Annotated in this window: 9 protein-coding genes and 1 tRNA gene; 8 read left to right on the top strand and 2 right to left on the bottom strand. The window is 42.6% G+C overall.

The genetic code is table 11. The annotated features are described in order from the left end of the window. Positions 1–130: 130 nt before the first annotated feature. Together E1163_RS29375 and E1163_RS29380 are read right to left on the bottom strand one after the other, a co-directional pair. Positions 131–865 (bottom strand): tetratricopeptide repeat protein, encoded by a 735-nt coding sequence (locus E1163_RS29375; protein WP_155177227.1) that lies wholly within the window; start codon positions 863–865, stop codon positions 131–133. Position 866: 1 nt separating this feature from the next. After that, positions 867–1,451 (bottom strand): RNA polymerase sigma factor, encoded by a 585-nt coding sequence (locus tag E1163_RS29380; protein WP_155177230.1) that lies wholly within the window; start codon positions 1,449–1,451, stop codon positions 867–869. A gap of 127 nt (positions 1,452–1,578) precedes the next feature. Here E1163_RS29380 and E1163_RS29385 point away from each other — a divergent pair, with 127 nt between their 5' ends. From E1163_RS29385 to E1163_RS30765, 8 genes are all read left to right on the top strand, one after another. After that, entirely contained in the window at positions 1,579–2,580 is a 1,002-nt protein-coding gene (locus E1163_RS29385; protein WP_155177232.1) for a hypothetical protein, read from the top strand. 227 nt (positions 2,581–2,807) lie between these two features. Beyond that, positions 2,808–4,802, top strand: coding sequence for a PKD domain-containing protein (locus E1163_RS29390; RefSeq protein WP_155177234.1), 1,995 nt, complete (start codon positions 2,808–2,810; stop codon positions 4,800–4,802). A 9-nt stretch (positions 4,803–4,811) separates the two neighbouring features. Next, positions 4,812–7,472, top strand: coding sequence for a CHAT domain-containing protein (locus tag E1163_RS29395; protein WP_185156257.1), 2,661 nt, complete (start codon positions 4,812–4,814; stop codon positions 7,470–7,472). A gap of 127 nt (positions 7,473–7,599) precedes the next feature. Continuing rightward, the gene (locus E1163_RS31730) at positions 7,600–7,875 is read left to right on the top strand and encodes a GIY-YIG nuclease family protein (RefSeq protein ID WP_155177238.1); all 276 of its coding nucleotides are present in this window, start codon (positions 7,600–7,602) and stop codon (positions 7,873–7,875) included. Continuing rightward, a tRNA-Pro gene (locus E1163_RS29405) sits at positions 7,852–7,926 on the top strand. Before E1163_RS31730 ends, E1163_RS29405 begins: the two co-directional genes overlap by 24 nt. A gap of 141 nt (positions 7,927–8,067) precedes the next feature. Continuing rightward, positions 8,068–9,291: a tyrosine-type recombinase/integrase gene (locus E1163_RS29410; protein ID WP_155177240.1), complete on the top strand. Its 1,224-nt coding sequence runs from the start codon at positions 8,068–8,070 to the stop codon at positions 9,289–9,291. 591 nt (positions 9,292–9,882) lie between these two features. Further along, positions 9,883–11,241 carry a sigma-54-dependent transcriptional regulator gene (locus E1163_RS29420; RefSeq protein WP_155177244.1) on the top strand — a complete coding sequence of 453 codons (1,359 nt, stop codon included), beginning with the start codon at positions 9,883–9,885 and terminating at the stop codon, positions 11,239–11,241. Between the two features lie 69 nt (positions 11,242–11,310). Then, positions 11,311–11,564: PAS domain S-box protein (locus E1163_RS30765; RefSeq protein ID WP_185156258.1), on the top strand; the 254-nt coding region annotated here is incomplete at its 3' end.

Consider the following 11,564-nt stretch of genomic DNA (forward strand, 5'->3'; position numbering starts at 1 on the left):
CTGTGCCAAATGCGTAAATCGGCTTATATGGCTTGTTTTGGGTAATTTTTAGGTGTTGCAACCTGTAATAATTCTAATTATGGGATTTGTTCTATTATTTGGAATGCCCTGTCGGAGTTAAAATAATTTATCAAAGTTCTTCCAGCAGTTCTCTGGATTCTTCAAAATAAGGCGAACCCTCCTGTATTTTCAGGAGCTGCTTTTTGCAGGCTTCTTCATTTCCCTGTTTAAGGTAGCTCAGTGCCAGGTACCAGCTTGCAGTAGATTGAAAGATAGACGTGCCCTGTTGTACATCCGTTAGCAGTTGCTCTGCCTGTGGATACATTCCGGTTTCAATATAGGACAGGGCCAGGTAAACTTTCAGCCTGGGGTCGTCGGGGCCTGCTTCTGACAATTGTTTAAGGAGAGTGGCAGCCTCGGCATATTTTCCATTATTAAAAGCTTCTTCTGCCGCAATGGTCAGTGATTGATCATCACTCCGGCTTGAAAGTGCCAGGGGTTCATACCGGGCATAATCGCTGTATTGCGGAGCCTCAGACAGCCAGTTGATAATAAACACAAAGCTCAGAGCCAATACTATGCATGCTGCGGCAGCCCAATAGATATTTCGCAGGGGCAGTACTTTTCCCTTTTTGGTTGATGTAGTAAAAAACTCCTCAGAAACAGTTTCAAGGGTATGTTTAAGCTGCTCTTCTCCCTTTTTTCTTTTTTCTTTGGCTTGCAGACTCTCGTTTACCTCTGTATAAACACGCACCGTGTCTGCAAAGTCGGCATCCTGCATTTTCAATTCAAAATCCTTCTGCTCCGCTTCGGTCAGGTCGTTGTTCAGATATTTTTCTATGAGGTGATAGTCTTCCGCGCTCATGCTACAATTCGTTAAGGTTCTTAAACTCTTTCGACTCACGAACCAGATCGGTTAAATGTCCCATGCATAAAGACTTTTTCTTTCTTACATAGGCATAGGTTACGCCAAGTTTTTCAGCCACTGCTTTCATGGAATCTGTCTGCATGGACAGCTTTATCAGCTCACGGCACTTCTCACTCAGGGCATTCAACTTGTCAGCCAGTAGCTTACTTTTCAGTTCATACAGTTCTGTACTGTCTGCTGTTTGTTCGCTTTGTCTGTCTACAGATGCAATATCCTCTTCAATTGTTACCTCCTGGCGGTCAGTATTTTTCAATTTGTTCCACCATCGTCTTTTGCACAACAGAAAGAAGTAAGCATCAAAAGGGCAGGTGAGTACCAGTTTTTTTTCAAAGGCCTGCCGGTATATAACTATTAACGTTTCCTGGATAACATCCCTGGCATCATTTTCATCTCCGCTGTTCTTTTTTATGAACGAGACTACCTTGCCGGAAAATTTATCATAGATCTCCCGGATCACAGCGCTGTCATTTTGCAGGAGCGCTTCTATATACCTTTGGTCACTATGGGCTTTGGGGCTATCCATGATAAGTAAGAATGCTAAACAAGTTCATTTTTTTGTCTTCTGAAATTTATTTCAAAAAAACTTCTGCCCGATGGGTAACAATTTGGAAAGCAGTTGATCTAGGGGTGTAAAACAAAAATTGAAAATCATGAAAACTTTGAAATTTTTAACCAACCTCGTTTTTATTTTTAGCATTATGACTACTGCACTCATCGGGTGCAAGGATGACGATAATGTGACGGTGACCCCTGATGTAAAGATCCCGGATGGGGAAGCATTGCAGGAGAAGTACGCAGAACACCTGAATGAAGCCAGCCAGACTTTCCAGGTAGATGCTGAGAGTGGCGGTGCTGTTACCGGGGAGAAAGGTACTTACCTTTATTTCAACGCCAACTCCATGATAGATGCTGATGGCAATGATGTGACGGGCAATATCGATATTGAGCTTATTGAGCTTTACGACAAGGCGCAGATGCTTTTGGGTGACAAGCCGACCCGTGGCCGCCAGGAAGATGGTTCTATTGCTACCCTGGTTTCAGGGGGTGAATTTTTTATCAATGCGACGCAGAATGGGGAGCAATTGCAACTCAAGCCCGGTATTGGCTTCCAGATCGTAGTGGAAACCGATAGTCTGGATATGGACATGCAATTGTTTGTCAATGAAAATGGTGATTGCCTGGAGGCCGATTGTGAGGTGATCTGGGAAGAGGCCAAGGGCAGACTGGAAGCAGGCGATGCCCAGGGAGGTAATGGTGACGGTGGAGGAGCTTACTATGGCTTTGCCGATAATTTCGGATGGACAAATATTGACAGATGGTACAGCGATCCGCGCCCGAAAACCACGCTTTATGTGGATGTGCCCGAAGGTTATGATAATACCAACTGCAGTGTTTTCCTATCGTACGATGGTGAACCTGCTGCGCTGGCAAAGTTTGATGTATATGACGAAGAAACCGGCCTGTTTACTGAGCACTATGGGCAAATTCCTATAGGACTGGAGGTGCATTTTATTGTGCTGTCAGTTATTGATGATCAGTATTATTATGCTATTCAGGGTGCTACAATCACTGAGGATCACGTAGAGCTGATCGGTGACCTTAGCCCCACTACAGAGGCTGAGCTTATCCAGATGGTGGAAGACCTTCCCTGATAGTTATTGATCGATCCCTCAGTTCCTCTCCCTGTTTTTCGGGGAGGGGATTGAGTGGTTTCTGTCCAATCGCCTCTGCATACCGCACGGGAGGTTGTTGCCCTGGTTTTTAGAATATTACTGAAATTTAGGGATTTACGCTCCAGGCCTTTAATTTGGCTTAAGCTATATTTTTAATATATTATCGTTTAGCTTTCCTTTTAACAGGGGATATCAACTTAACCACCATGCAACGGATCATCATTTTCATTACCATACTTTCGCTCGGTCATATGGCGAGAGGCCAGCTAGTAACGGATACTACAACCCGAAAGGCTGAAATACTATTTAACCAATATGACAATAAAGTGGAGTTCCAGGCTGACACGCCCCCTCTGGTACAGATCTCCGGCGCTCCGGAGGCGTTTTATACTTATTTCTGGGAGTTTGGGGATGGCCATTTCAGCTTTGAGGAAAAACCTGAACATGTTTATAATGACAAAGGCGAATATCAGGTAAGGCTCCAGGTGACCAACAACTATGACAATGGCAAGCCACCACCCAGCCGACCTAAAATCCTTAAAGTGGGTGAAGTTAACGAGCAGCCCGGCCCGCTTTCAGTGGAAGGTGACTTTCAGGGACTCGCCATGGTGAAAACCAGGGAGCCAGTGCCCAATGAGGATATGGTAGTGGTAATGAGGTATAAAAATGACCTGGGCTATGCCTCTAACGGCAAACTATACATCTACTATAATGAACGGAAGTTTAAAGCCAATAATTTTGAAATTGCTGATGTAAGGACGCATCATAGTGAAAAGCCGGCAGAAGATATGTTGTTGTCAGCCCATTTTAATACCAACGCCCTGTTTGCATCCCATGAGGCCTGGGCATCGGCAGGTATGGGAGCAGGTATGTTTCCTTTCTGCCCGTCACCGGGTGATTCTGTCAGAAACCATGTGTTTATTACCGAAGAGGAGTCGGAGCGGGAGTTTAGAGATAAGTTGATCTTTAAGTTTGAAGACCTGGCTCCAAAAGAGGAGCGCAATATATTTTTTACCATTAAAACTACCCCTGAAATGCTCAAAGATACCAGTGCTATAGTTAAGATCAGGGGAGTATTTGTGCCGGATGAAAGGTCGGAGAGCCACCAGGTCCGGGATCTGGAGATGGAGATTACCACCTCGCATGACCCCAATAAAATGGCAGTTTCCGATACACGTATTAATTATCGTCTTGCAGATAAAAAGCGGTTGAAGTACAAAGTACGGTTCCAAAATAACGGCGAGGGGCCGGCCACTACCATCAGGCTGGATGTGGATGTGCCCTCTATCATTGATAAGAGCACCCTCAAACTGCTGGATACCTATCCGGAATGCCCTGTTTGTCCGGATAGTGATTCATTGACAGTAAGCTATAGCTGCATCGATACGGTTTTTTCTGAAAAGCAGATCTCATTCATATTCAACAACATATACCTGCCAGGCAGTAACCAGGAAGGAGTGCACAAGTACGACTCTACCAAAGGTTTTGTAAGGTACAGTGTGAAATTGAAGGACAAGGCTCCCAAAATTAATTCTGCGAGCCGTACAGCTATCATCTTTGACAAAAATGAGCCTATACTTACCAACTATAGTAAAACCCATTTTAAGCCGGGGTTGTCATTAGGGGCAATGCTTGGGTACAATTCGGTAAACTCTCTGGACAACAGCCGAAATTACTTTATTGGTATTACAGCCTCGCCATACAAACCCCATCGCGGATATCTCCAGGCCGAACTCCAGGTCAGCAAGGGTACTTTTGAGAGCAGCCGTAACTATGAAATCCGGACTGAACTGGAGCCGGGTATAGACATCATGGAGCTTACCCAGGTCGATGAACAGACAGACTTTGAATATATGGACATTACACTGGTCCCGGTATCGTACAGGTATAACCTTAACCATTTTATGGGTGTAGGTGGTGGCGTACAGATCTCCGGCAGATTGTACGAAGAATACGAGCAAACATCCGATTACGAGTACTTTCTGGAGTTTCCACAAAATCGTATCGAGCCTAATCAGGACAAGCCTGCAGAAACTTTTGTTACCAGTAAAAAGGATCGTACGACTGAGCTTAACCCCGGTGTCTTTGCGGGGATAAACCTGGGCTCGGCCAGGATAGGGCCAAGCGTTGGCATGCGGTATATCTGGCAGGTGAATGAACCCCGGAATGTGTGGGCGTTTTACCTGCAATGGAAGTTTTAAATGCACGGTATGAGGTTAATTTCTGTCTTGAGTATATGCTTCCTGCTGTCCGGGTTTTCGGAACAGGTTTCTGCCGAATCTCCTTTTCAGCAGAGAGTGGAAGCGCTTATCAGGCAGGATAGTCTCGATGCATTTATATATACTTACCTGGATGAATTTCTAAAAGATCCGGTTTATGAGCGGCTTTATTTGTTTGATGAGGCCGGTGAGAAACAGTGGCGTGAACCAAGGAGTGCGCAGGAGTACCTTGCCAGCACCATATTCCTGTGCAACAAAGGATATTATAACCTGAAATTCAGTCAGGTAGACGAGGCAGTGAGTGCTTATGAAAGTGCCTGGGGGTATGATCAGCAATTTGATTTTAGGGACTTCGATATTATAGAATACTGTCTGAAACCGCTGGGCAATGCCTACAGCATGCTTGGCGACTACACCAGTGCTGAGAACACCATCAAGAGTTACCTCCTGGAGGCTCAGAAAAGAGGGTTAAAAGACCAGCAAACCTCCGCTTTGATCAATCTCTCTATTGTATATCATGACACAGGCAAAAATAAGGAAGCTATAGAAGTGTTAAACACTGCGCAGGAAAGCAACTCCGGAAGCTCTGGCCTGATCTACTCCAACCTGGCAAAAAATCACCTGACTTTAGGTGAGTACGATATGGCAGACCGATATGCCAGGAGGGCAATGGCTCTTTTTGAAAAGGCAGGGGCAGATCAGTCAGGTTACTTGAGCAATATCTATAGCATACTTTCATCGGTCAACCTCAAAGCTCGTGATACTGTTGAGGCATTGAATTTTTTGCGTAAAGCCAGAAGCCTGATGGAAACGGGCTCCACGGGTAAGTCGCGGGATTATGCCAAGGTGATTGTTCAGGAGGCCAATGTGCTGTATGCGATGGGCAATAGTGCGGCTTCAATAAACATTTACCGTCAGGCCCTTCAGCAGCTCATTCCGCAATTAGGAGAGAAGCAATTGCTGCCTTCGGAAGATATGCTGTACGCAGAAAATACTTTGAAAGAGGTATTTGACGGTATGGCGGGTGCATTCGTGAGCCTGGATTCCCTGGACCAGGCGATCGACTGCTATAAAAAAAGTTTTAGTGTAGAGGAGCGGCTGAAAGAAACTTACAGCTATGACGAGTCCAAATATTTGCAGCAAGGTGAGAACAGGTGGCGTGCTGAGCAGGTGCTTGACCTCTGTTACAGGCTGTTTTCCTTGAGCAAGGACATTCACTATGTGAGGGAAGCCTTCGCGGTGGCGGAAAGAACAAAGTCAGTCGCGCTCAGGGACAAGTTGTATAACCGGATGACCTGGGAAAAATTTGCGGGAGATTCAGTATTGGCAGGTAGAAGAAAGCTGGCCCGGCACAAGGCGCAGGTTGAAGCAGCACTGGTACAGGAGCAGCTCAAAGGTAGGAATGCTAACCTGGGCACCATTGAGCACCTGATGGACAGGAAGAACAAGCTCACCATGGATATGAAGGGACTTGAAAAAAGCATGCCCAGGCTAACCAGGCAAAGTCATCGGGAAATTGACTATGATAGTTTGCAGCAAAAGCTAAAGAACAATCAGCTTACTATGGTAGAGTATTTCTTTGGAGCAGAAGCTTTGTATGCTTTTGTGCTTAATGGTTCCTCCATCGCCATGTATAGAAATAGCCGGATTGCGGAGGTGAGGGAGAATATTGTACAGTTCAGTGCATTATTTACCGATGAAGTAAAAATTAATGCCGCCCCGGAGGTTTTCGCGGGGTTATCGCAAAAGCTAATGGGTATGTTGTTTCCTGGCAAGGTGAAAAATACCTTGCTGATAGTTCCTGATGGACTGCTCAATTTTGTGCCCTTTGAAGCACTGCTTACTGCCAAGCCATCTTCTGCAGACTATAGCCAATGGCCGTGGCTGATCAATAGTAATCCCGTGTTTTACCAATATTCCGGAGCCCTTTATTTGCACGATTTTGGGCAAGGCAGGTTTGCGGATGATAAGGTGCTGGGCTTTTTTCCACGTTTTGCTGACTCTGAACGTTATTTAAAATATTCTAAAGACGAACTTGAGGGAATCCGTAAGCATTTTGATGGAAATTTTCTGAGCGATGAAAAGGCAACTAAACAGGCGTTTTTTAATCATGCTTCTGATTACTCCATCATCCACCTTTCTACCCATGCCAAACCCGGAGCACTTTATGAGCCGCCTTCCGTAGCCTTTGTGGATTCCGCCTTGCATTTGCCTGAAGTACTTGGGCTTAATTTGCATACTCAACTTTTGGTGCTGGGTGCCTGCGAAACGGGTATTGGTAAGCTATATAAAGGCGAAGGGCCTTTAAGTCTGGCTAGCGGCTTTTCGCACGCCGGTGTTAAAAATATTGTGCTATCGTTATGGAAGGTCAACGACCTCTCCACCTCCAGGCTGATGACTGATTTTTACAAATACTATGAAGAGCAGCCACAGGCACACATGGCGTTGCATCGAGCCAAACTAGCTTATTTGCAGCATGATGAGATAGCCATGGATAAAAAATCGCCCTACTATTGGGCATCGTTTGTATACTATGGGCAAAGTGAAACAAAAGATGCCATCCAGGCATCAGGGTATGGTATGCATATGTTTTTTGTAGCAGTTGCCCTTATCGCGATGGCGTTATACTTATATTACCGGCGACGGAGATGAAAAATTTTGATTTTGTGTTTACCTAATAATAAAATATCCCTAATATTGCGATCCGGTTTTCGGGATGTGGCATATGGTCACATATAAATCGGGATGTGGCGTCCCGACGCGTCGGGATTAGCGCACCATGTATTATGTATATATAATTGAATCGCAAATTGACAAGAGCTGGTACTATGGCTACAGTCAGAATGTTGAGAAAAGATTAGGGTATCATAATAATGGAGAAAGTCGTTACACTAAGCGTAAAACGCCATGGCAATTAATTTTTTGCAGAAGTTTTGAAAGTAAAACTGAAGCATTGAAATTTGAAAAATATTTAAAAGACTCACGAAATAAAGAATACATAAAAAGAGCATTTAGTGAGTACTTTATAAATCGGGATGTGGCGCAGTCCGGTTAGCGCACCACGTTAGGGACGTGGGGGCCGCTGGTTCGAATCCAGTCATCCCGACATTTTTAGTTTCATTTAACTTTAAACCCTTTCAAATTGATTTTGAAAGGGTTTTTTGTTTCAGTGTGTCTCAACCTTTTTCAGGTTTTTTCGTGAAATGTTTCAGCTATGTTTCAATAAAAACGAAATGTTTCAGTAAGTATGAAAGAATCCTTTTCCTTAAAGTTTGTACTAATACCCCTAAAAGAAAACCCTGAGCAGGGAAAAATTTATATCCGTATCATAGTAAACCGCAAAAAGACTGAAATAGCCACTGAGCATGTGCTGGAAAATTCAAAATGGGATGCTAGTGCCCAGCGAGGAATCAAAACACCTGCACTCAACGAAGAATTGGTTTACATTGAAAACAAGATAAGAGAGATAAAACGTCAATTAGTCTACAGTGGTAAACCAATATCAGCCCGAATAATTAAGGATATTTATACCGGGGCATCGAAGACTACCAGGTACTTAATAGAATATTTTACCGATTATATTAAGTCAATGGAGGCCATGCCCGGTGAATACTCTGAAGATTTAGTACAGCACTACAAGACCACGAAGTATCACCTGGAAGATTACCTAAAATCATTAGGGGTCAGTGATATTAAATTAGAGGAGGTAGATTATAAGTTCTTGAGAGGATTTGATCAAAATATGTTATCAAAAATAAACCCTCAGTATAAACGTCCGATGGCGAGAAATACTGCTAATAAGCAGCATTCAAGGTTTAAGAAGGTTTTGTCTACTGCTGTAAAAGAAGGGTTAATTTCTGGATTGCCTTATGTTCATTTCCCTTTAAAGAATGAAAAAACATCCAGAGAATTCTTAACAAGTGATGAAATAGAGAGAATAAGGTGTCATGCTCTGGGTGATAATTTTGGCTTACAAAAGGTAAGAGACATTTTTCTTTTTTCAGTATATACCGGATTACGCTTTTCAGATGCTTTGGCTTTGAAAATGGCGGACCTTTATATGGATAAAGACGGTACGTGGTGGATTAACAATAAAGCTCAGGAAAAAACCTTAGAAAGATTAAACGTACCTCTTTTAGAGCCTGCAAAGGAAATAATTGATAGATATGACAATGAAGAGCGTGAGGTAATGGGATATGTTCTTCCACGCTTTACAAATCAAAAAACGAATGCTTATCTAAAGACTATTGCTGATTTGGTGGGCATTAAAAAGAAATTAACACATCATATTGCAAGGCATACTTTTGCCACAACCATCACATTATCTAATGAGGTTCCCATTGAAGTTGTGAGTAAGATGCTAGGTCATACAAATTTGAGGACTACTCAGGTGTATGCAAAAATCACAAATGATTATCTGGCAAAACATGCTCAAAGCCTTAATGAAAGGTTAAAAGTGGAGAAAAAATAGCACTTCTGTTTGTCGATAGGGCCTTCTTCTAACGCTTTATAAATGATACCAACTCTTTAGGAAGAAGTATTTGCCTTCTTCCGTTATCAAGTCCCTCTATTTGCTTTAACTTCAATCGGAGTGTTTCTCTACTGATACGCAATTGGGCTGCTAGTTCAGCCTTGCTCATGGCTTTAATGTAATCTATGTTTATCAGAAGTTAATACCAGTACCGTTGCAAAGTTCTGAACACTTCGTTCGGGTTTTTAAGTAGCTAATAGATCGTTGAAATACAGATAAAATATCGTTTAACCATTTTAATTAGATCATAAACGTACATGTCATTTTCCATTTCAGCCAGACTCCAGATTATTCCGACTATACCACCCATGAAGTCCCCAGTGGAGCCTATGTTATTCATATCAATTTCTTTCCCCTGCTCTACAATCGGAATGCCCATATATTAATTCTTCAAAAAAGACAATAAACCTACATATGAGATTTATGATCGTTATTTGCAATTTTTCACGCTATCATTATAACGAATTTTATGTTTTATTAAGAAAGATCATAGCCTTAAATGGGCTTTTTTGAACTTGAAACTGTTATTTAATGAGTTTTAAAATATTTATTGTAGAAGACGATCCTTGGTATGGGCAGATGTTATTACATCATTTATCTCTCAACCCAGACTACACAGTAGAATTATACACCACGGCCAAGGAATGTCTGTCTAATCTTTCATCAAACCCACAGGTAATTTGCACTGACTATGGCTTACCAGATATGAACGGTGAATCCTTGGTGTCCAAAATCAAGGCAAATAATCAAGATATTCCCATTGTAGTTATCAGTGGCCAGGAAGAAATTGCTGTTGCCGTAAACCTGTTAAAGTCCGGAGCCAGCGAATACATCATAAAAAATGATCATACTACTGACCTGCTTTGGAAAGCGATACTCAATATTCGTGAGAACCTTAGCCTAAAAAGTGAAATCAACGACTTAAAGGAACAGCTTAGGGAAAAGCATAGCTTCGAAAAAAGCATTATTGGCCAGAGTGATGCTTTAAAAAATACCTTCACTCATATAGAGAAGGCTATATCGTCTAATATCAATGTATCGATTACCGGCGAAACTGGAACCGGGAAAGAGGTGGTAGCCAAGGCTATACACTTCAACAGTATCCGAAGTAAAAAACGCTTTGTAGCAGTCAATATGGCGGCCATACCGCGAGAGTTGATTGAAAGTGAGCTGTTAGGCCATGAAAAAGGAGCTTTTACCGGGGCTGTCGGGCAGAAGCCAGGTAAATTTGAGGAGGCTGATGGGGGCACTATATTTCTGGACGAAATTGCCGAACTGGATCTCAACCTGCAAAGCAAACTGCTGCGGGTCATACAGGAGCGTGAATGTGTAAGAATAGGTGGAAATAAAAGTATAAAATTCAATGTAAGGCTTATCACCGCAACGCATAAAAACCTCATGGAAGAAGTAAAAGAAGGCAATTTTCGGGAGGATCTTTACTACCGTATATTAGGTTTGCCCATTGAGCTCCCTCCTTTAAGGAACCGGGGTAAAGATGTTCTGATTCTTGCCCGGCATTTTATAAAAGAGTATGCTAGGGAAAATAAAATATCTCCCCCCATCCTTTCGGAAGGGGCTAGCGACAAGTTGTTGAAATATAATTTCCCAGGTAATGTAAGGGAGCTTAAAGCAGTAATCGACCTGGCGTGTGTAATGTGCGACAACGGCCAGATCACCGAACAGAATATTCGTTATCATACGGTGAGTGAAAACGGTATGTTCACTATAACAGAAAAGACACTTCGTGAGTATAATGCGGATATCATCAGCTTCTTTATGGACAAGTACAATAACAATGTTCTTGAGGTTTCCAAAAAACTGGATATAGGCAAATCAACAATCTACAATATGATAAAGAATGGTGAAGTGCCAGGAAACAAAGCTAAGTAAGAATAAACGCGCCTGCCAAACACCGATATTTAACCCTATAATGTTGGTAAGAGGCATAATGATCAGATTATGGAAATGTTAACAACTTTACAGTCATATGTTGATGCCGGTGGCTTTTATAAAGATGCGGTGGAAGATGGTTCAGATATTATTTTTGTTGTCGACTTGCAAGGAAAAATCCTTTACCATAATTCCGCTGAAGAAACACTGGGATACGGCCCCAATGCACTCCAAGAAAGAAATTTTTTGGATTTTATAGCTCCTCAAAAGCGTAACACTATACAAAGTGTATTTAGAAACTGTCTGACCAGACTATATACAAA

It is taken from the genome of Fulvivirga kasyanovii (assembly GCF_009711405.1).
GTDB classification, from domain to species: Bacteria; Bacteroidota; Bacteroidia; order Cytophagales; family Cyclobacteriaceae; genus Fulvivirga; species Fulvivirga kasyanovii.